The sequence below is a fragment of the Pleurocapsa sp. FMAR1 genome (assembly GCF_963665995.1).
In the GTDB taxonomy this organism is placed as follows: Bacteria; Cyanobacteriota; Cyanobacteriia; order Cyanobacteriales; family Xenococcaceae; genus Waterburya.
Genome location: NZ_OY762512.1, coordinates 2,119,910 through 2,140,388 on the forward strand (window position 1 = coordinate 2,119,910; position 20,479 = coordinate 2,140,388).

The window sequence follows — 20,479 nt, forward strand, 5'->3', positions numbered from 1 at the left end:
TTCATAGGATCTAGATCAAAAATGTAGTCGTTCTTACTTAAAATGAATGTTTGTAAGGAAGCTATGACTTATGTTTGAACATTTTTAGGCACTTGCTACTAATTAAAGATCAATCACACTTAAATATTTTTGTTTGTCAAATTTTATCTACTTGAAAACCCTAAATAAATAATATGAGTAGCATTTATTTAAATTAAAAATTGTAACTAGAGAAACACTAGTTATCTTTTTTTCTAAAACAACTATAATTTCCTATGTAAACGAAATTTAAAATTCTTCAGTAAAATTACTTAAGTTCAAGTAAATTGCTCTAGATAAAAGCACAAGAATGTAGGATAGTATTTTTGTACGAGCAAATAAAAGTTTTGTTTTAATGTCAACTGCTATTTATAACAATTTGTCTGAGCTAAATTACGAAGACTTATCTCGCTCAAAATCAGTTACTCCTTTAGCTGTAGCCGAACCTCAAGAGAGCTATAGAGTCAACAATCAGCAGTGGGTTGAAGTTTTAGTTGATTGTCCTGGAATACAAGGACTATATACCTACAGCATTCCTGATGATTTGCTAGTGTATTCAGGAGATATTGTCAGCGTACCTTTTGGAATGCAGATAACTGGAGGGATTGCGATTCGTTTGTTGACCTCACCTCCTCAAAACTTTGACGTTAATAAGATTCGTCCCCTTGATGACGTGGTTATATCGGGTTTTTTTGCCAATACGTATTGGCAGTTGTTGAGTCGAATTGCCGACTATTACTGTGCCGATTTGATGAGCGCAATTCGCGTCGCACTTCCCCCTGGTTTGTTAGGGCGATCGCAAAGAAGAATTAGATTAAATACTGAGACTATTCCTCCTGGTGCAGAAGCATTTTGTAGCCTAATTGCAGGCAATATTTTACGACTGCTGCAAAATCAAAAAGAAGGCAACTATAGCGTTAACTATCTGAGAAATCAGATCAAAGGAGCAAGTCGGGGAATCCGCGAACTAAGCAAACGAGGCTGGATTGAAAACTATCTCGAACCACCAAAACGAGCCAAGCCAAAATTAAAAACTGCCGTTACCTTAGCAGCAGCAAGCTTTTTAAATGATTTGACGGCTAGACAGAAAGAAATATTACAGGTACTCAAAAATCGAGGTGGTGAACTGTGGCTAAAAGAATTGATTCAGCTATGTCACACTACATCGGCGACGATTAAAAAACTGGAAACAAAAGGCTACGTGATTCTCTCTGAGAGGGAAATTCTGCGTAAAGAGCAAGGAGTTGTTCAGGTAGAAGATCGACCCAAAGAACTCAATAAAGCTCAAGCAGATGCTCTAGCCGTAATTAATGCTCAGGTTAATTATGCCAAGATTCTTTTACACGGGATAACAGGTTCGGGCAAAACTGAAGTATATCTTCAGGCGATCGCACCAATTTTGGCACAGAGAAAATCCGCTTTAGTTTTAGTCCCTGAAATTGGCTTAACTCCCCAACTAACAGATCGCTTCCGCGCTCGTTTTGGGGAACAAGTATGTGTATATCATAGTAAGCTTTCTGAGGGTGAACGTTACGACACCTGGCGACAAACAATCCAGGGAGAACCCCAAGTAGTTATTGGCACGAGATCGGCTATCTTTGCACCCTTGCCCAATCTGGGCTTAATTGTTTTAGATGAAGAACATGACTCTAGTTTTAAGCAAGATCGCCCTATACCTACCTATCACGCCCGTACAGTGGCACAGTGGCGAGCAGAATTAGAAAATTGTCCTCTAGTTTTAGGTTCAGCTACCCCGTCTTTAGAAAGTTTGGTAGCAGTAAAAAATGATGTAGGGGCTGTTCGCGAACAGCCCTTACAGGAAATTGCGGGAAAACCAGATCTCAAATCAACAAACAAAACATTTTATCTATCCTTACCTGAAAGAATTGGTTCCCGCCCTTTACCCCAGGTAGAAATAGTCGATCTACGAGAGGAATTGAGTCGAGGCAACCGCTCAATCTTTAGCTTGTCTCTGCAAAATGCGATCGCCGATATGCAGTCACAAAAACAACAGGGTATTTTATTTATCCCTAGACGGGGACACAGTACCTTTGTCTCCTGTCGCAGTTGTGGCTACGTGATGGAATGTCCTGACTGTGATGTGTCTCTTTCCTATCACTATAGCCATGAAGGCGCAGCAAAACTATTACGCTGTCACTATTGTAATCACACTCGTTTGCAGCCTGATATCTGTCCTGAATGTAGTTCTCCCTATCTCAAGTTTTTCGGCAGTGGTACACAGAAAGTCACTCAGGAGTTAGCAAAACTGTTTCCTGAACTTAGATGTATTCGCTTTGATAGCGACACCACCAGAAATAAAGGGGCGCATCGCCAGTTAATCGATCGCTTTATCCACAAAGAGGCTGATATTTTAATCGGTACTCAAATGCTGACTAAGGGATTAGATATTGCAGGAGTGACGGTAGTGGGTATTGTTGCAGCCGATGGTTTACTGCATCGTAGTGATTATCGGGCAGCAGAAAGAGCATTTCAGACCTTAACCCAGGTAGCAGGAAGGGCAGGCAGAGGAGATATTCCAGGCAAAGTAATTGTGCAGACCTACTCCCCAGAACACCCTGTAATTCAAGCAGTCAAAACCCATGACTATAATAACTTTAGCCAAATAGAATTAAGCCAGAGAGAAGAATTAAACTATCCTCCCTACGGTAATCTAATTTTAATTAAGCTCAGTAGCATCGATCCTAGAGAAGTAGAACAGGCTGCTGGAACTCTTTGCGATCGCCTGATCGACATTCTCAACTCAGAATATGATATCTTAGGCCCTGCACCCGCTAGTGTTATGCGAGTTGCCCGCCGTTATCGTTGGCAAATTTTACTCAAGTTTCCCCCAGCCGAGAAAGCTAATTTACCAGATTTAAATAACTTGCGATCGCATATTCCCCAATCTGTCAGCATGACCATTGATGTCGATCCGATCAATATGGACTAGTAGGGGCGATTCGCCCTTCGGGTTCGGCAGTTGCTTCAACAGCGCGATTATTCAAGCGGAACTAAATTCCGCGAATCTCGCGCTCAAGTCGGTGAAACCGATGGCGGCTTTTGGGACAGAATCTTCTGACCCAAAAGCCGCCTTCCCAACGCACTGCCTCACGAATCGCCCGTACAGTAATTATTCCTCTCCTGCATGATATGAACTCCGCACTAAAGGCGCAGAGCGAACATGAGAAAAGCCTAACTCTTGGGCAATTTCTCCGAGGCGAGTAAACTCATCAGGAGTCCAATATTTTTCCACGGGCAAATGAGCCAGGGAAGGGCGCATATACTGACCGATAGTCAGGCGATCGCATTTTATTGCCCGTAAATCTTTGAGGGTTTGAACTATTTCAGCTTCTGTTTCGCCCAAACCCAACATCAAGCCAGATTTAGTAGGAATAGTAGAATCTAGTTCTTTAACGTAACGCAAAACATTCAACGAGCGATCGTATCTTGCCCCTCTTCTGACTGGTGCTTGCAAACGAGCCACAGTCTCTAAATTGTGATTGTAACAGGCTGGTTTTGCTGCCACTACAGTAGCAACTCTATTCTTTTGGCTACTTTCGGCTGATTTACCACTCCAAAAATCAGGCGTCAAAACTTCTATCTGCGTCTGGGGATTAACCAAACGAATTGCCGTCATCACCTTGACAAACCACTCTGCACCCCCATCGTCTAAGTCATCCCTAGCTACAGAAGTAAGCACAACATAGCGTAAACTCAATAAACTAACCGCATCAGCCACTTTTTGAGGTTCATCAGGGTCTAGTGTCATCGGCGCATGACCTTTTTCTACTTGGCAAAAAGCACAGGCGCGGGTACAGGTTTGTCCCATCAGCAAAAAAGTCGCTGTCTGATTAGCGTAACATTCACCCCGATTGGGACATCGAGCCTCCTCACAAATAGTGTGAATATTTCTTTGTTTGATAATTCGTTGTACTGTAGAAAGCTCACTCGCCTTGCCAATTGGTCTTTTTAGCCAACTAGGTAAACTAGTTGATTCAGTATGCCAATTATTTTTAGTTGAATTTATTTGTTGAGATTTGTTTATCATGCTTAACGATCGGCAACATTACTTACAATAGAATACAAAAATTAGATGTTTCTTCCTGTTATTTTAGTAATTTAAAAGGGAACTCTAAGCTTGTAAACCAAAACTAACTGCCAAAACCAGTCTAGTAAATATCAGGCATGAAGAAGTTAGTAGCTCAGGAGTAAATTGTGTCAACCCACAAAATTCTAGTTATTGATGACAGTAAAGTCATCAGGATGCGAGTTAAAGATATGTTGCCAGAAGGCAACTTTGATATCATCGAAGCCAAAGATGGTTTAGAAGGATTCAATCTAATTAGAACAGAAAATCCCAATTTGATTATGCTGGATTTTTTACTGCCAAAAATGAGCGGCTGGGAAGTGTATCAACAGATCCAGAAAGAACAAAAGTTTCGCTCGATCCCTCTAGTGTTGATGTCTGGTCGCAAGGAAGAGGTTACAGACAAGATTACTGAGCCTTTTGAGTACTTTTCTTTTGTGGAAAAGCCTTTTGATCGCGAGCAACTAGTAGATGCGATTCGAGATGCTATGCTCAAAGCCAAGAGACAACCTCAAGGCACTGCGGAAATATCTCAACCACCCAGCAGCTTTACTACTGCGGATACATCTGCTTTAACCTCCGAGATTGAACTCTTAAAACTTAAAATTGCCAAACTGGAAAAAGAATCTGAACAAATGAAGAAACAATTCAATCAGTTGGTTGGGTTTATTAAGCAAAAGCTGAGATAGAAAGTAGAATTACCTGCTTTTGGATAAATAAGATACGTTTCCTAAGATAGCTGAATGTTGACGGTTAACATCAAACAAATACTTATAGAACCCATTTGAGATCTAATTAAGCGTAAGTCTTTTGAGTAAAAGTCGAATAAAACGAAGATTGATTTTAACTCTAGCATTTAAAATGCGTTCAAAATTCTTGACTAGACTTTTACACTCCAAGAGTTAGACCTTTCGATGACGGGAGCGAACCTTAACTCGAACAAATCCTGATTTTTCCGCTTGTTTCTGAGATTTAGAATGGTTTAGCAGACAACTTAAACCTAATCTTAGTCATGATTGGTGGATAAAGTTGCGATCGCTTGGCAAAACGACAAAGCAAAAGGCACCTAGATTTATAAGCACTTTAAGGGAAGATGCTAAAAACTAACAATCCTTAAGAGCCAGGATTGAAACCTTGGTAAATGATTATCGCCAAGGGACTCGATTATTAATTTATACTAACATCTGTCGCGGTAGTTCTGTTTCTAAACTAAAGCGTGTGATCAATTAGAAAAAAAGTTGATGAACAAATTTATGCTCGAAGCATTAAACGAAGCATACAAAGGGCTTGAAGAAGGCGGAATACCTATTGGCTCGGTTGTGGTCAAAAACGGGGAAATAGTTGGGCGCGGTCACAATCAAAGAATGCAAAAAAACAGTGCTATTCTTCATGCGGAAATGGATGCTCTAGAAAATACTGGTCGTAAAAGTGCATCTTTTTATTCAGATGTAGTTTTGTACACTACTTTGTCTCCATGCAGTATGTGTAGTGGTGCGATTCTTTTGTATAAAATTCCTCACGTTGTTATTGGTGAAAACCAAAATTTTCTGGGGTCAGAAGATTTATTAAGAGATAAAAAGGTAATTGTTGAAGTTCTTAACGAGCAAAATTGTATCGAACTAATGAGCAACTTTATACTATCTAAGCCCTTATTATGGAATGAAGATATTGGAACATGAACTAATAACAACTAAGTTTGTACCTTTGAGTAGTTTTTCAGCACAGAACTCAGAAGCCAGTAAATCAATGACGGGGATAACCTCTTGTAATGCCCAGATAAAGATGAGTATGGTTTTCTAGCAAGAGAATATACAAGTCTTGCTTTTGTGATGCACCATGATTGCCCCAGGCTAAGATGACGCGATTGTTTTTCATAAATACTGTCTAGAATATAGCGCTCATTATCTTCATAGCTCCACTACGTCTTGTTAATTATCTTTCCTCGATGGGGTAGGGTGACAAATTCTGTTAGATAATCAAGACAGCTTGTAGATGAAGTTTTAGGGAAAGGAATGAAACGAGTATTAGTTACAGGAGCGACGGGAAAGACGGGTTCGCTGGTTTTACAAAAACTACGCGACGAACCAGATGAATTTGAGGCAATTGGTTTGGCGCGATCGCCAATCAAAGCTGAAGAACTATTTGACTCGAAAGGTTTTGTTATAGGTGACATCAAAGACAAATCTAGCTTAAATTCGGCAATATCTGGCTGCGAGGCTCTAGTGATTCTTACCAGTGCAGTTCCCAAAATGATTGCACCACCCGCCCAAGGACAAAGACCAGAGTTTGAATTTGTACCAGGGGGACTTCCTGAAGAGGTAGACTGGCTCGGACAAAAAAATCAGATCGATGCAGCCAAACAAGCGGGGGTTAAACATATAGTACTGGTAGGTTCTATGGGTGGTACCAATCCCGACCATCCTCTCAACCGCATTGGTAACGGCAATATTTTAATCTGGAAGCGCAAAGCCGAACAGTATTTAATTGATTCGGGTATCGACTACACTATTATTCGCGCTGGTGGTTTGTTAGATAAACAGGGCGGAGTCAGACAACTGCTGGTAGGTAAAGATGACGCACTGTTAAATAATCCACCCGACGGAATTCCTACTTCAATTCCCAGAGCCGATGTAGCCTCCGTAGCAGTTAGAGCTTTAACAGAACCCAATGCTCGCAACAAAGCCTTCGATATCATCTCAAAACCAGAAAACGCTCCTGATGCTGTAGCAACAAGCGATTTTGCTAGCTTGTTTGAACAAACTACGGCGGGAATTAAGGATGAAGTAAATAGTTGAGAGAAAAATCGGAATATTTACTTACTATTTGACTCTCTGCATTGCTTCAAGAAGCAATTGGCTTGAGGTAGATTACTCAATTTTCTAGTAATTGTCCGATTAAAAATGGCGAGCGACCCCTGTAGTTACTTTTGAGTAAGTTTTGAATAAAAAGATGCTAGTAGGTTGGCTTGTTTGAGACTAGAAGCCTTAAAGGGCTAACGCTAGTAAGGTACGGAGAGGGAGGGATTCGAACCCTCGAACAAGTCACCCCGTTACAGCATTTCCAGTGCTGCGCCTTCGACCACTCGGCCACCTCTCCAGGGGGCGCACAATTTACCATTATACATGGTTCATCATTCCTGTCAAAGTTTTGGGTCATTCTCTTTTGCGGTAGACTACACACTAGTACTGCTTGGCTCTTTGTAGGCGAGCCAACACTCGCGCGTTCCTTTGCTGCTTGCAAAGCAGCAGGGTCGCTCGCCTTTTTGTCTCCTGTCTTGGTGCGCGTTCCCCCAAGTTCGCGTGGCTTCCCGTCTAGGAGTCCCCGTGCTGTTCCTAGACGGAACAGCTTCATGCGGGACGTAGGATGCCCTCGTGTCGGACGCTTGCTAGGGCGCAAGGGAATGCTAACGGGTGTTGAACCATGCGCGGGGGTCGCATCGCTAATCTAATTTTGTACGACTATAAATAAATGGTTACTCTATTTACGCCCACGCCTACTAGGTTATTTAAACAGCACTATAGTTAATTAAATGAGCAAAACCCATATAGTAAAAGTTCGCGATCGCGCTACGGGAAAACACTACATTGTCGAAGTTCCAGAAGATCAATACATCCTGCAAACTGCCGAACAACAAGATGCCAAATTACCTTTTTTATGTCGTAATGGTGCCTGTACTAGCTGTGCGGCAAAAGTTATCTCAGGGGAACTAGAACAGCCAGAAGCAATGGGATTATCTCCCAAGCTTAAAGAACAAGGTTATGCTTTGCTGTGCGTTAGTTATCCTCGTTCAGATTTAGAAGTAGAGACACAAGATGAAGACGAAGTATATGAAATGCAGTTTGGTCGCTATTTCGCCAGGGGCAAAGTCAGATTTGGTTTGCCGTTGGATGAAGACTAAAACATTAGACCCTGGCTGCCTGATATAAGTAGCTCAAAAGCTTTTGGTGTATAAGTATTTTTTATACTCCCAAGCTGCTTTTTGATCGAGCGATCGCCATCAAAATCTGAGAATTAACGTAACCAGGGTATTATTTTATGGACTTGTCAATAAAATTTCTTCTAATTTAGATTAGAGGAAAGTTTGTGACATTTTGTAACCAAATATTGAGGAGATTATGGAACGCACTTTTATCATGATTAAACCCGATGGCGTACAGCGTCATCTAACAGGTGAAATTATCGATCGCTTTGAGTCTAAAGGCTTTACTTTAGTAGGGCTAAAAATGATGCAGGTTTCTCGTGAACTAGCTGAAAAACATTATGGTGTTCATAAAGAAAGACCTTTTTTCAGTAGCCTAATTGAATTTATTACTTCTGCGCCTGTAATTGCGATGGTGTGGGAAGGCGATAGTGTAGTTAGTGCTGCCAGAAACCTAATTGGCGCAACTAATCCTGTAACCGCTGCGCCTGGTTCAATACGTGGCGATTTTGGAGTTAGTATTGGACGTAACTTGATTCATGGTTCGGATGCGATTGAAACCGCTCAAACAGAAGTTGCCTTGTGGTTTAAAGAAGAAGAATTAATTAACTGGGAACCTGTTAGAAAACCCTGGCTCTACGAATAAATAAAACTAGGAGAATTAGAGACAGCAAAGCTTATTTAATTCTCCTATTCCTCTTCATAATCTTGATTTGCTAAAGCAAATAAGCCACAAATAGCACAGGTCATAATACCTAAAGCGATCGCCCAACTGCTGCCACCAAAGCTAATATCTATCAGCCAATTGGTTAATACTCCGACAACTAAAAAAGGCACAATGCCTAGTATCGAAGCATAAAAAGCATTTTGCGACTCTCTGGTAGGACGAGTTGCATCAAACTCTTCAACAGAAGTATAAAGCCACTTTTCAGCAAAGTTTAACCATCTCTCCAATTGTTTACTAATCCAGCTTTTTGTTGAATCTAAACCAATATACAAAGCCAAAGACCAGATACAACTCCCTGCAATGCTTACTGTATCTAAGTCAAAAACAAAGGGAACAAAATTAAGTTTCATACTTGTTGGCAAATATTTATTTCTAATGTGTTTCAATTAGCTTGAAGGTGGGGCATAAGTTCATCAAAATTTTATCGAGATGGCTTTTAACTCAAAGATATGATGTGTACCTATAAGTACTTTAGTTTAGTATTGCTGGTCAAAAAATTAAAGAGTATCCTTAGAAAGGTTTTTCAGCTTTCGTAAAAAAGTTATTGATTTTTCTGCCATTTATTACTTAAAAATTATCTATTATCTGCTAAAAATGCTTTAGCTAACTTTTTATGTTTAATTTCTAAATAAAAGGCTAAAAAACTTATTTCTAAACCACTAAGCACTAACTATTATATTGATGAGCCAAAATTAATGAGCTACAAATCAAAAGTTCGATGGAGTCGTTTACTCGGCACAGCAACAGCGACTTTCCTGATGTCATTTGGATTTCAAAACTGGAAGATACTCCAGACCGAAGCTTCGGATATACCTAAAGGTAATTTAATTGCTCAAGATGTCTCTGCTATTTGGGAAAAAGGCTCTTTTCCTGTTGAAAACTTTGAATCTTATACCTCTCCATTTGGTTATCGGATTAATCCTGTAACCAGAGTACGACAATTTCATAATGGCTTAGATTTAGCTGCCCCTCTTGGAAGCTATATTCGTAGCTGGTGGGGTGGCAAAGTAACTGAACTATCAGACGATGGTGCTTGCGGTACATCCGTAACTATTCAGTCAGGAGCATGGGAACACATTTACTGTCACATGGAAGGATCTGTAGAAACATCGTCTCAAGGTACCTATCTTATAGATCGTCCTGGCGGTATTCAACTTGCTGAAGGACAAGATGTACCCGCAGGAGGAAGAATTGGTCGGGTTGGCATGAGCGGAAGAACTACTGGTCCTCATTTGCATTGGACGCTCAAATATAATGGAAATTACGTAGATCCTGCTTTAGTTCTCAAAGAAATGTTTAAGCGTCAGACTATTTCCTCCAAATCATAAATTACACATAATGTATGTGAATTATTTTTGTTCTGAATTTATCGGTTTTTATCTATTAGCAGTTTGGGAAATTATATAATCTGCAAATGCCTTGGGATAAAGAATTAAAAAGTATACCCACCAAACGGTAATTAAAATAGATACACCAGCGGTAATCCAGATAGTGTGTAGTACTAACCAGCTAGCCGAAATTATCGTCAGTCCCGCCAAAATAATTGACCAGGGTTGACACCAGCTAGGCTTATGGTCCCAGACGCTGGTAGATTCAGAATTAGATTGAGTTTCGATCATTTTTGTTGTAACGCTGCCTGTTGAGCTTCGAGTAATTCTTCTATTCCTGTTTCTGCTAAGTCTAGCATTTGATTTAATTGCGATCGCGTCATACTATTAGATTCTGCCGTCCCTTGAATTTCAATTATTTCCAGCTTGCTATTCATAACTACGTTTAAATCTACGTCTGCTGCCACATCTTCAGGGTAGTCTAAATCTAGAAACCCTTCGCCATTGATTAAGCCGACTGAAACCGCAGCCACAGGCTCCAACAGAGGCGATTTTTTAAGTTCTCCTGCTGCTATCAGCTTATCAATTCCGTGGGCTAATGCCACATAGCTGCCTGTAATTGATGCAGTGCGTGTTCCTGCATCTGCTTGTAATACATCCGCGTCGATGGTAATTGTTCTTTCCCCAAAACCCTTAAGATTAATAGCTGCTCTCAAACTCCGTCCGATCAACCTTTGTATTTCTTGAGTGCGTCCTGAAAGCTTCATCAACTCTCTTGAATGACGGGTATTTGTTGCTCCTGGTAACATCCTATATTCTGCCGTCAGCCAACCTTGACCACTATTAAGCAAAAACCTGGGAACTCTATTCTCAATACTAACGGTACAAAGAACTTTCGTTTTGCCACACTCAATAATCACCGACGACAAAGGATTATCAATAAAATCTAGCTGAAATTTGTGAGGGCGGAGTTGGTTAGGTTGACGATTATCAGAACGTTGCCAAGACACCATGTTGCGTTGCTTTTAAATTGATTAACAATGTAAGTCTGGCAAATTATGACAGGAGTTAAATTAACAATTGCTCAAGTCGATATAGTTCTTAACTAATTGACTAATAAAGTTTAAGTTTGCTTACGCTTTTAGTTAAAATTGTTACTTTTCTACTAGTTTTTTCTATGTATATTATCTTAAAGACTTAAGAATAAATAATGTTTAACCAAATTTCAAGTATTTATTTAAGATTTCTAAAATTATCTTCCAAAGTCAGTTTTTGCCTATATCGTAGTAAATGAATGAATGAGGTAAGTTTTAATTACTTCTTATTAAAAAAACGTTTATACAAAAAAATTGTTTTAGAAGTTGTGTCAAATTTATTTCTTTCATTGTTTCTTGCTGCTGCCATGAGCTTTGCTGCTCCAGTAATACTTATTGGCTGCACCTTGGGATTGTTAAACATAGTCGGCTATGTTCCTGGTTTTTTAAACCTTAGTGAGATCGCAAAATTTCATATTCTCAATTTCTTGGCTGTGTTTGGTAGTGGGAAACCTCTACAAGGTGCTATCACCCTTGGTATTACCATTTGTATCGTTGGCATTTTATTAGATATATTGAATTTCTATCGCTACCAAAGTATGAGAGACAAGGATTTCAGTTAAATTACCTTTTAAAAAAGCGAAAATATCCATTTAATGCTAAAAAATGCTACAAACAGTGTTTGTGTATAGTTAAACAAATAATTATCTATGTCTGGTAGCGAATTAAAGGCAGATTTGTGGATCAATGAATATATAAGCCCATGGGATATTTATACTCATGGAGTTACCAAGATTTTGGCATATCAAAAAACTCCCTTTCAGGAAATGTATATCGTCGAGACAGGAGCTTTTGGCAAAGGATTGGTTTTAGACGGCAAATGGCAATCCTGCACCGTTGATGAATTTATCTATCACGAAGCATTGGTGCATCCTGGATTAATTGCTCACGCTAATCCTCGCAGCGTTTTAGTTCTTGGTGGTGGAGAAGGGGCAACAATTCGCGAAATATTGCGTTGGCAAACCGTCGAGAAAGTAACGATGATTGATATTGATGGAGATGTCGTAGAAGCTTGCCAAAAACATCTTCCAGAAATGCACCAAAATGCTTTTGAAGATCCTCGCGTCGAGTTAATTATCGCCGATGCGCTCAAGATTTTAGATACCACTACCCAAACCTGGGATATTATTATCTCCGATCTAAGCGATCCGATTGAATCAGGCCCATCTTTTGCCCTGTTTACTAAAGAGTATTTTGCCAAACTCAAGCAAGTATTAAACCCTGGAGGATATGTAATGGTACAGGCAGGTCCCATATCCCCGCCAGAAGTCCAGGATCATGCGCGTTTGATTAACACTCTAAAAGCGGTGTTTGGTCAGGTAAATTCTCTATCTGCTCCTACCCCTTCCTATGGTCGCTCTTGGGGATTTGCTTTATGTTCAGATGCAGAAATCGACCTTAGACCACAGCCAGAATCAATAGATAAGCTATTGTCTGATAAAACCTCTGGAGGCTGTCGTTTTATTGATGGTACGACTCTTCTAGGCATCTTACAAACTCCGCTGTATATTCGCCAGGCTATAGCCGCAGAAACTGTTGTTTATACTTTAGAAGAACCACCTAAGTTTTTTGGTACGGGAGCAATGGCTTGACATTATAAAAATACAGGGCTATTTTATTCTCTCCCTGTCACCGCGTCACCGTGTCACCCCGTCAGCCAAAACTGGCAAACTTGATGTTGATGAGCTTAGAGCTAACGGTATTAGTCTCTAAATGGGAAATTGGCAGCTATTTCAGGGTCAGGAAAGAACACAAACAATACTAAAGATGTTAAAGAAAAGGTCACCTGTTTGCTGTGGGATGCAAAGGCAAATTCTTTAGAAGTAAAAGATGTTGTCGATTGTTGCTGAGGATGTTTTTCTGCTATCACATTAATGGCTAATAAAAAGCCGAGCATAAAAGAAAGCAGTAGGCTACAAATTAAAATCATCATTAGTCTCCTTGACAGACACAATGCTTAGTTAGCTTTACTCAACACAAGCTAACTAATAAAACAAGACTCCGCAACATTTATTAACAATTAAAGTTGATTGTAATAAAGCGCAATATTTATTTAATAATCAATTAACACTACAGACTTGATTGAGAAAAGCCTAAAGTTCCATCAGCATCAGCAAAATGGCAGCTAAATTATTCTTAATCAAACCAACAGCCAATTAATTTAAATCTCAGTTTTCAGCCCAAGATGATGACTGTTTTAATTTTGGGTAGAATTAAAAGCTCGTAACTAAGTTTTGCTGATTTTTGATTAAGGTGACGAAATTAGAAAGAATTTGCAGCCCATTGTCTGATGATTTTTCAGGATGAAACTGTACTGCCATCAGGTTATTACGAGCGATCGCAGCAGTTATCGTTTGTGAGCCATGAGTTACCATTGCTGCATTAAAGCTTTTATTTACAGGCTCGGCATAATAAGAATGTACAAAGTAAAGATAAGGATCTGTAGGTAGATTCTGCCACAGGGAAAGTTCAGGCTGAATTAATTCGAGTTGATTCCAACCCATTTGAGGAATAGCAATACCTGGTTCACTTTTAAAGCGTCGAACTATTCCTGGAATAACGCCTAAGCCTAATTCTTGTCCTTCTTCTGAACGCTCAAAAAGGATTTGCATACCGACACAGATCCCCAAAAAAGGTTTGCCAGAGGCGATCGCTTTTTTAATCGGCATTTCTAATTTACGCTCTCTGATATGCTGCATTGCTGGATCGAAAGCACCAACTCCAGGTAAGACAAACGCATCTGCCTTCAATATATCTGTAAGAGAACTAGTAATTTTGGGAGTTGCCCCTGCTTTTTCTAAGCCTTTACAAGCAGAATGCAGGTTTCCTATTTCATAGTCAATAACTGCTACGTTAACCATAATTAGCCTCCTTTAGGTTTGATTGCTTCTTTGTGTATCGTGACATACTCCGTTATTAAGTTGTAAATTTACAACTTAATTTTTGGATCGCGACTGCATGATTCTAAAATTAAGTATGGGCGCAAAAGCAAAATGATATGAAACCGACTTTTAAGAATACGCTGGCTTGGGAACAAGCTCAATTAGTAATGCAGCCAGCAATGCTGCGGGTAGTGGATAATATCCGTAAAGAATTAGAAGTCTCAGACTGGAAAGGCAAATATAAAGAAGTAACCGCACCCATTCCTGGTTATCATCTTTGCTTGACTCGCTCTAATTATCAAGTTGAGATTGATGTCTGGGAACTTTGCTATAAGGTTTGTTTTCTAGAATATGAGCCTGTCGAACATCTTTTTAGCCAGGAGAATGAGGCTGCTTATCCTGTTGAGGTAGACACAAGATTAATCGACGACTTGGGCGAGGTAGACTGGCAGTTGTTAGAGTCCAAGGCGCAGCAGTCAGTTAGAAAAGCCTTTAGCACCTTACCTGAACAATAAGCCATTAAACATTGTAGGGTGGGCAACAAAAGCTTATTAGTAGGTAAAATACAAAATTCTTTTTTGCTTTTTTGCCCACCAATTAATTTAATAATCAGTAATCAGTATGAATTTAAGACAAGTTCAAGAGACAGCAGGAGCGATTTTTAATGAGACAGGCGTTGCTCAAAGTTTTAATAATGAGAAGCAAGCTTTAGAAGCGCTCGATCATGGGGTGGCAATATGCGATCGCTCTAACTGGGGATTATTAAAAATTACTGGTGATGATCGTCTGCGTTATCTTCACAACCAAAGTACCAATGATTTTGAAAAATTAAAGCCTGGAGAGGCTTGCAATACTGTATTTGTTACTTCTACCGCCCGCACCTTGGATTTAGCCAGTGCCTACGTCACTGAAGATGCAGTTTTAGTTCTAGTATCTCCTAATCGCCGAGAGCAATTGTTAAGCTGGCTCGATCGCTTTATTTTTCCTTTTGATAAAGTTGAATTGACAGATATTTCCGCAGCATCAACGGTATTTAATTTAGCTGGCGCAAAAAGTAAAGATATTCTAGCTCAACTTGCTACAGGGGAAATCCCTGATGATAGCTTAGGAAACCATAGCACGGTAACTATTGACGATATTGACCTAAGAGTTGCTGGGGGAAGCGGTTTAACGACTCCTGGCTATACTTTGATTTTAGATAACGATGACGCGGGTATAGTGTGGTCAAAATTAACCGAGGCGGGGGTAGTTCCTTTTGGCGATCGCCTATGGGAAAGTCTCAGGATTCAACAGGGTAGACCAACTCCAGACCGAGAATTGACCGAAGACTATAACCCTCTTGAAGCAGGACTTTGGCAGACTATTTCCTTTGAAAAAGGCTGTTATATAGGGCAAGAGACAATTGCTCGCTTAAATACCTACAAAGGAGTTAAACAAAAACTCTGGGGAATTAAGTTAGACAAGGCTGTGGAACTTCAAACTCCAATCACCTTAGACGACAGCAAAGTAGGAATTTTAACCAGCTATACCGAAACTCCTACAGGTGCTTATGGTTTAGGCTATGTGCGTACCAAAGCGGGAGGAGAAGGACTACAGGTAAAATTGGAGATGCGATCGGCACGCTAGAAAGCGTCCCCTTTATTCACCATGAAGATTAGTAAATAGCAGATTAGAGAAATGTTTGCCGATTTTGGCATTAATTTTGCGATCGCCATAAAACAATAGGTTTCAAAAAATAAGCTGGTTTCTCCTAAAGTTTGTCCCGTATTAAATTGTTTATCCAATTAATAAAGCAACGAAAAAGTTCTGTAAAATTTCGCCAACCGCTAGATTTCCGCCGACGATTGTTTGATGGTCGATTACATTGTGCCAATTTTTATCTGCCAACTTTAGGCTTGTATCTGACCATACTTCTTTACCAAGAGGAAGTTGTCCTGGTTTGATAATTCCAGTTAAAAAACGAGGCGCGATCGCAACTATAGTTTTGTCTCCATAATTTCTAGCAAAAGCAACTAGATGGTTTTGGTATTTTCCAGTAACTTCTATTGGTTGATAGTCGCCGTTTAAGAATATTTCTGAATATTCTTTTCTGGCTTTTAGTAATTGATGGGTTAGAAAAAGTTTGATTTTGCCATTCTCTTTGGTAGCAATTAGTTCTTTAATTAATTGCAGAATATCTTGCTCAATTTTTGCTTTGATGTCTTCTAAAAACTCTATTCGCTGTTGATAATTTACAGGACGACGATTATCAGGATCGACTAAGCTTAATTCCCATAATTCTGCACCTTGATATAAATCTGGTACGCCAGGCGCGGTATTTTTAATTAATACTTGAGACAGAGAATTGTAAATCCCATATTCAGCTATTTGTTTTTGAAAAGGTCGAAATTGTTGCCAAAAATCAGATTCTTTTGTTTCTAAAATGCGATCGATAAAGCTAAAAAATGCTTGTTCGTATTCTTCATCGGGACGTAACCAAGCAGTATGAACCTTAGCTTCTCGCACTGCTTTTAAAATATAATCTTTAATTCTCGTAGGTAAATCAGCTAAATCACCTTCTGCAAAAGGAAAAACACCCAACAGAGTCTGATAAAAGAAATATTCATCATTTGCATCGGGACTACTATCTTGTTTATAAGCTTGATTAATTTCACGCCATCGATTGACTTGTTGTGACCACTCTTGAGGAATTTCCGAAAGCACATTTAATCTAGCGCGTATATCTTCACCTCGTTTAGTATCGTGAGTAGCAGTTGTATTCATTCCCTGCTGCCAATTTTTAACTTTATTTTGATTGAATTGATGAAATAAACTTAACTCGATACCAAAATGACTGGGGTTGCCTCCCACTTCATTTAATGATAGTAATCGGTTATAAACATATAAAAGTGTATCTTCAACTCCTTTCGCCATTAATGGCCCTGTTAACTGTTGCGATCGCATTACAAAATGTAGCCATTCTTCTCGTTGAGTTTTACTGCGAAAATCTTCGTATTCTAAAAGCAATACTTTTTGGATAAAGTTAAATTCGTTAATTAGTAAAGGAGCTTTCTTCTTGGCGGCTTTTATCGTTTCTCGGACATATTTTTGATCTACTTCAGTAACTCCACTTGCATCAATATAGGTTCGGTAAACAGGAAAAAGCACTAACACCTGGAATAAAGCTTGTCTTAAACCATAGATAGTAAAGTCACTTCCTGCTCTTGTATGCGAGGAAATTCTTTTAAGAACTTGAGTTAAGTTCTCTAGATCTCCACCTAGGTTCTTTGATAAAATTAAGCCTTTTTTTTCGTAAACCAAGTCTTCATAAGTAGTTTGTAAACCAGTAAAGCTAGCGTAAATACTGCTAAATTCTCGTTCATTTTCTGGTTTACAAAATATGCCATTCACATAGTTCAAAAATTCGTAACCACTTGTTCCTTGAATTTGCCAATTTGAAGGTAAATCCTCAGTTAATTCGAGAATTTTTTCAACAGTAATGTAAGCATCTCCTAGTTTTTCTCTCAGCCTAGTTAAATATTCAGCAGGATTGTATAAACCATCTATATGATCGATACGCACCCCCGTAAATTTATTTTCGCTAACTAACCGATTAATTAATTCATGAGTTTTGTTAAATACTTTTAAGTCTTCTACCTTGACGGAAATCAACTCATTAACTGTAAAAAATCGACGATAATTAATTTCTTCCGCACCTACTTTCCAAGATGACAAACGGTAGAATTGTTCGGAAAGCAAATTATCTAATAAATTAAAGCTTTCAGGGTTATCGACTTCACCGTTAAATTCCTGGAGATTGTTTTGAATAAATTTCTCTACTAAAGAATTTTGATTATAGGTTTCCCAGATTAGACTTTTAACAAAATTTATTTGGTCGTAACGCTCTTTTCCTTTGGTTTCTTCAGTAATATTTTTTAGTAAATACAAAATACCCAGAAATTTAATAAAATCTGGATGTTGACGACCGATTTCTCTGGCTAGTTTGCCTAAATTATAAGTAATAAAAGTTATATAAGACTCAATCCTGACTGGTAACTCTAAGTCAAAATAATTAACCGACAAACCTTTTTTATCGTAGTCAAGCTTAATTTCTCCTCTTTCTAAAGAATTACCATAGAAATCACCTAATAAAGGAGCGAGTACTCGTTCGTTCATTTCTTCATAAGGTTGATTCCAATTAATATCAAAAAAGTTAAAAAATTCTGAATCTTTACCATTTTCTAAGATACCCATTAACCACAAATTTTGACTATCATAAGCCATGTGATTAGGAACAATATCTTGTAACCATCCCATTTGATGCTGGTGAATTTCTTCAATTAATTTGTTAAAATCTGCTTCAGTTCCTAGTTCGGGATTGAGTATAGTTGGATCTACCACATCATAACCATGAGTACTTCCTTTACTAGCTTGGAAAATAGGCGAAGCATAAAGAGCGGAAATACCCAAATCGGCTAAATAACTAACAATTTCTTGAGCTTGCACAAAATTAAATTGAGAATAAAACTGGATTCTATAAGTAGCTATGGGAATACGCATAATTAGAAGATACAAACTAAAATTGACAGTGCGATCGCGAAAATTGACAGAGTTATAAAACCTTATTGTTGATAAACTACAAAACTATGAGACTTTATTGATAATTGTTGTTCTTCTGTATCAATTTTTTCTGGTAAATCTGAACCATTTCCCATCCATTTAGGTTCGGCTGAGTCTAATATTTTTTGCCATTTGCCTACTGGAAAAATATTTTCTAACTTAATATCTCGATCATCAAAGTTAAGAATACTAAAAATTTGACTATCATCTTGCCAACGATGTAATGTAATAATGCGATCGCTTTCTTTTACCGTAACTTCTAAATTCTGCTTATCGAGTTTTTTTAAAGCAGGAATAGTTCGTCGCATAGCAATTAATTTCTGATAAAGTTGCCATAAAATTAGATGCTTACCTTCATTTTTTTGCTGCCAATGTAGTTTTGATGTCTCAAAAGCTTCGATACTTTGGGGATCGATATAATCTCCCTCAACATGAAAATCGGTAAATTCTTTTTTTCTCCCTTCTCTAACTGCTGCAACTAAATCTGGATCTTCATGACTGACAAAATAAAGAAAAGGAGATTCTTCTCCGTATTCCTGTCCCATAAATAATAACGGAATGTAAGGGGACAACAACAAAGCACCCGCAGCTAATTTTGTCGCCTCAAAATCAATTAGATCGGAAATCCGTTCGCCTAACATTCGATTGCCAATTTGATCGTGATTTTGAATGCAAACTACAAATTGATGTCCCTGGCGATCGCCTGTAACATTACCATGATATCGTTTACGAAACGGGGAATACTGCCAATCATAAACAAAAGTATTCTGATAAGCTTTGGCTAGCTGTTGGCAACTACCAAAATCAGCATAATAGCCACCTGACTCTTTAGTTAAGACAGTACGCAGGGAATGGTGAAAATCATCACTCCATTGAGCATCAATTCCGTAACCGCCTAATTCTTGCGGACAAATAACGCGAACATCATTAAGATCGCTTTCGGCGATCAAACAAAACTTTCTACCTACCTGCTGGGAAAACTCTTCTACCTTTTCCGCCATCTCTTGCAGAATGTGTTTTGCGCTTGAATCATAAATAGCCTGAATTGCATCTAAGCGTAGTCCATCGATGTGATAATTTTCTAACCAATACAGAGCATTTTCAACAAAATAGTTTCGCGCACCATAACTATAAGCATCATCGAAATTAATTGCGTCTCCCCAAGGAGTCTGATAAGTATCGGTAAAGTAAGGAGCGTGAGTGGCAATATAGTTGCCTTCTGGACCAAAATGATTGTAAACTACATCTAAAATTATCGCTATTCCCTGCTGATGTGCTGCATCGACTAATTGCTTTAAATCCTCTGGTCTACCATAAGAATTTTGCACCGCATAAGGATATACCCCATCATAACCCCAATTGCGATCGCCAGAAAATTGAGCCACTGGCATAATTTCAATCGCATTTACTCCCAACTCCGCCAAGTCTGACAACCGAGGCATAATTGCCTTAAAAGTTCCTTCAGGAGTAAAAGTTCCGACGTGCATCTCGTAAATAATCATTTCTTCTAGGGGAATACCAGCCCACTGAGAATCCTGCCAATTGGTGTTATTATGAGCGATAATTTCTGATGCTTGGTGAACTCCTTGGGGTTGAAAATGTGAAGCGGGGTCTGGTCTATCTGCTCCATCTTCAAGTTGATAGTAGTACAGTGTACCAGGCTCAATTTCGGCTTTAAGATACCAGTAACCCTGTTCCTGCTTATTCATTGGTAGCAACTTCTCTTCAGGAGAAACAAGATGTACGGCTACTTTTTCTTTTAAAGGCGACCAAAGAGTAAACTCGCAAACACCATTACCCAGATATTGAGAACCAACTTTCATAT

The 20,479-nt window shown here is 38.9% G+C and carries 19 protein-coding genes, 1 tRNA gene and 1 pseudogene; 11 read left to right on the forward strand and 10 right to left on the reverse strand.

What is annotated here, in order from left to right:
• Positions 1–373 precede the first annotated feature (373 nt).
• On the forward strand, positions 374–2,968 hold the full coding sequence (gene priA, locus SLP02_RS10380) for a primosomal protein N' (RefSeq protein ID WP_319420581.1): 2,595 nt from the start codon (positions 374–376) through the stop codon (positions 2,966–2,968).
• Positions 2,969–3,148: 180 nt separating this feature from the next.
• Here the strand turns inward: priA and lipA are convergent, their stop codons facing one another.
• Positions 3,149–4,066 (reverse strand): lipoyl synthase, encoded by a 918-nt coding sequence (gene lipA / locus SLP02_RS10385; RefSeq protein ID WP_319420582.1) that lies wholly within the window; start codon positions 4,064–4,066, stop codon positions 3,149–3,151.
• A 167-nt stretch (positions 4,067–4,233) separates the two neighbouring features.
• On the opposite strand from lipA, the gene SLP02_RS10390 reads away from it, so the two are divergent.
• Positions 4,234–4,794 (forward strand): response regulator, encoded by a 561-nt coding sequence (locus tag SLP02_RS10390; RefSeq protein WP_319420583.1) that lies wholly within the window; start codon positions 4,234–4,236, stop codon positions 4,792–4,794.
• A 552-nt stretch (positions 4,795–5,346) separates the two neighbouring features.
• Positions 5,347–5,784, forward strand: coding sequence for a nucleoside deaminase (locus tag SLP02_RS10395; RefSeq protein ID WP_319420584.1), 438 nt, complete (start codon positions 5,347–5,349; stop codon positions 5,782–5,784).
• 64 nt (positions 5,785–5,848) lie between these two features.
• Here SLP02_RS10395 and SLP02_RS10400 read toward each other — a convergent pair whose 3' ends face one another.
• The gene (locus SLP02_RS10400; protein WP_319420585.1) at positions 5,849–5,980 is read right to left on the reverse strand and encodes a hypothetical protein; all 132 of its coding nucleotides are present in this window, start codon (positions 5,978–5,980) and stop codon (positions 5,849–5,851) included.
• Between the two features lie 137 nt (positions 5,981–6,117).
• Here SLP02_RS10400 and SLP02_RS10405 point away from each other — a divergent pair, with 137 nt between their 5' ends.
• Positions 6,118–6,900: an SDR family oxidoreductase gene (locus SLP02_RS10405; protein WP_319420586.1), complete on the forward strand. Its 783-nt coding sequence runs from the start codon at positions 6,118–6,120 to the stop codon at positions 6,898–6,900.
• A 214-nt stretch (positions 6,901–7,114) separates the two neighbouring features.
• Here the strand turns inward: SLP02_RS10405 and SLP02_RS10410 are convergent.
• A tRNA-Ser gene (locus SLP02_RS10410) sits at positions 7,115–7,201 on the reverse strand.
• Between the two features lie 433 nt (positions 7,202–7,634).
• Here SLP02_RS10410 and SLP02_RS10415 point away from each other — a divergent pair.
• Entirely contained in the window at positions 7,635–8,003 is a 369-nt protein-coding gene (locus tag SLP02_RS10415; protein WP_319420587.1) for a 2Fe-2S iron-sulfur cluster-binding protein, read from the forward strand.
• 217 nt (positions 8,004–8,220) lie between these two features.
• Positions 8,221–8,670 (forward strand): nucleoside-diphosphate kinase, encoded by a 450-nt coding sequence (gene ndk, locus SLP02_RS10420; RefSeq protein WP_319420588.1) that lies wholly within the window; start codon positions 8,221–8,223, stop codon positions 8,668–8,670.
• 44 nt (positions 8,671–8,714) lie between these two features.
• Here ndk and SLP02_RS10425 read toward each other — a convergent pair whose 3' ends face one another.
• Positions 8,715–9,101 carry a hypothetical protein gene (locus SLP02_RS10425; protein ID WP_319420589.1) on the reverse strand — a complete coding sequence of 129 codons (387 nt, stop codon included), beginning with the start codon at positions 9,099–9,101 and terminating at the stop codon, positions 8,715–8,717.
• A 345-nt stretch (positions 9,102–9,446) separates the two neighbouring features.
• Between SLP02_RS10425 and SLP02_RS10430 the strand changes: the two genes are divergently transcribed.
• Complete coding sequence (locus SLP02_RS10430) at positions 9,447–10,079, forward strand: M23 family metallopeptidase (protein WP_319420590.1); 633 nt, start codon at positions 9,447–9,449, stop codon at positions 10,077–10,079.
• Between the two features lie 48 nt (positions 10,080–10,127).
• Here SLP02_RS10430 and SLP02_RS10435 read toward each other — a convergent pair whose 3' ends face one another.
• Positions 10,128–10,370 carry a DUF6737 family protein gene (locus tag SLP02_RS10435; protein ID WP_319420591.1) on the reverse strand — a complete coding sequence of 81 codons (243 nt, stop codon included), beginning with the start codon at positions 10,368–10,370 and terminating at the stop codon, positions 10,128–10,130.
• Complete coding sequence (rph, locus tag SLP02_RS10440) at positions 10,367–11,089, reverse strand: ribonuclease PH (RefSeq protein ID WP_413467361.1); 723 nt, start codon at positions 11,087–11,089, stop codon at positions 10,367–10,369. The genes SLP02_RS10435 and rph overlap by 4 nt, the downstream gene beginning before the upstream one ends.
• A 353-nt stretch (positions 11,090–11,442) precedes the next feature.
• On the opposite strand from rph, the gene SLP02_RS10445 reads away from it, so the two are divergent.
• Entirely contained in the window at positions 11,443–11,736 is a 294-nt protein-coding gene (locus SLP02_RS10445) for a hypothetical protein (protein ID WP_319420593.1), read from the forward strand.
• An 87-nt stretch (positions 11,737–11,823) separates the two neighbouring features.
• A complete protein-coding gene (locus tag SLP02_RS10450; protein WP_319420594.1) occupies positions 11,824–12,765 on the forward strand; it encodes a spermine/spermidine synthase domain-containing protein in 942 nt (313 codons plus the stop codon).
• 110 nt (positions 12,766–12,875) lie between these two features.
• On the opposite strand, the gene SLP02_RS10455 is transcribed toward SLP02_RS10450, so the two are convergent.
• Both SLP02_RS10455 and hisH read right to left on the reverse strand, forming a co-directional pair.
• Positions 12,876–13,106 (reverse strand): hypothetical protein, encoded by a 231-nt coding sequence (locus SLP02_RS10455; protein ID WP_319420595.1) that lies wholly within the window; start codon positions 13,104–13,106, stop codon positions 12,876–12,878.
• A 280-nt stretch (positions 13,107–13,386) separates the two neighbouring features.
• Positions 13,387–14,034, reverse strand: coding sequence for an imidazole glycerol phosphate synthase subunit HisH (hisH, locus tag SLP02_RS10460; protein ID WP_319420596.1), 648 nt, complete (start codon positions 14,032–14,034; stop codon positions 13,387–13,389).
• Positions 14,035–14,171: 137 nt separating this feature from the next.
• Here hisH and SLP02_RS10465 point away from each other — a divergent pair, with 137 nt between their 5' ends.
• Positions 14,172–14,570 carry a hypothetical protein gene (locus SLP02_RS10465; RefSeq protein WP_319420597.1) on the forward strand — a complete coding sequence of 133 codons (399 nt, stop codon included), beginning with the start codon at positions 14,172–14,174 and terminating at the stop codon, positions 14,568–14,570.
• Positions 14,571–14,670: 100 nt separating this feature from the next.
• Positions 14,671–15,713 (forward strand): annotated as a pseudogene (locus SLP02_RS10470) (YgfZ/GcvT domain-containing protein).
• 118 nt (positions 15,714–15,831) lie between these two features.
• Here the strand turns inward: SLP02_RS10470 and treY are convergent.
• Complete coding sequence (treY, locus tag SLP02_RS10475) at positions 15,832–18,594, reverse strand: malto-oligosyltrehalose synthase (RefSeq protein WP_319420599.1); 2,763 nt, start codon at positions 18,592–18,594, stop codon at positions 15,832–15,834.
• A gap of 62 nt (positions 18,595–18,656) precedes the next feature.
• Positions 18,657–20,477 (reverse strand): malto-oligosyltrehalose trehalohydrolase, encoded by a 1,821-nt coding sequence (gene treZ / locus SLP02_RS10480; RefSeq protein ID WP_319420600.1) that lies wholly within the window; start codon positions 20,475–20,477, stop codon positions 18,657–18,659.
• Positions 20,478–20,479 lie beyond the last annotated feature (2 nt).

Coding starts and splice junctions, on each gene's coding strand:
- priA (WP_319420581.1), top strand. CDS start 374: ATGTCAACTGCTATTTATAACAATTTGTCTGAGCTAAATTACGAAGAC.
- lipA (WP_319420582.1), bottom strand. CDS start 4,066: ATGATAAACAAATCTCAACAAATAAATTCAACTAAAAATAATTGGCAT.
- SLP02_RS10395 (WP_319420584.1), top strand. CDS start 5,347: ATGAACAAATTTATGCTCGAAGCATTAAACGAAGCATACAAAGGGCTT.
- SLP02_RS10400 (WP_319420585.1), bottom strand. CDS start 5,980: ATGAAAAACAATCGCGTCATCTTAGCCTGGGGCAATCATGGTGCATCA.
- SLP02_RS10405 (WP_319420586.1), top strand. CDS start 6,118: ATGAAACGAGTATTAGTTACAGGAGCGACGGGAAAGACGGGTTCGCTG.
- SLP02_RS10415 (WP_319420587.1), top strand. CDS start 7,635: ATGAGCAAAACCCATATAGTAAAAGTTCGCGATCGCGCTACGGGAAAA.
- ndk (WP_319420588.1), top strand. CDS start 8,221: ATGGAACGCACTTTTATCATGATTAAACCCGATGGCGTACAGCGTCAT.
- SLP02_RS10425 (WP_319420589.1), bottom strand. CDS start 9,101: ATGAAACTTAATTTTGTTCCCTTTGTTTTTGACTTAGATACAGTAAGC.
- SLP02_RS10430 (WP_319420590.1), top strand. CDS start 9,447: ATGAGCTACAAATCAAAAGTTCGATGGAGTCGTTTACTCGGCACAGCA.
- SLP02_RS10435 (WP_319420591.1), bottom strand. CDS start 10,370: ATGATCGAAACTCAATCTAATTCTGAATCTACCAGCGTCTGGGACCAT.
- SLP02_RS10450 (WP_319420594.1), top strand. CDS start 11,824: ATGTCTGGTAGCGAATTAAAGGCAGATTTGTGGATCAATGAATATATA.
- SLP02_RS10455 (WP_319420595.1), bottom strand. CDS start 13,106: ATGATGATTTTAATTTGTAGCCTACTGCTTTCTTTTATGCTCGGCTTT.
- hisH (WP_319420596.1), bottom strand. CDS start 14,034: ATGGTTAACGTAGCAGTTATTGACTATGAAATAGGAAACCTGCATTCT.
- SLP02_RS10465 (WP_319420597.1), top strand. CDS start 14,172: ATGAAACCGACTTTTAAGAATACGCTGGCTTGGGAACAAGCTCAATTA.
- treY (WP_319420599.1), bottom strand. CDS start 18,594: ATGCGTATTCCCATAGCTACTTATAGAATCCAGTTTTATTCTCAATTT.
- treZ (WP_319420600.1), bottom strand. CDS start 20,477: ATGAAAGTTGGTTCTCAATATCTGGGTAATGGTGTTTGCGAGTTTACT.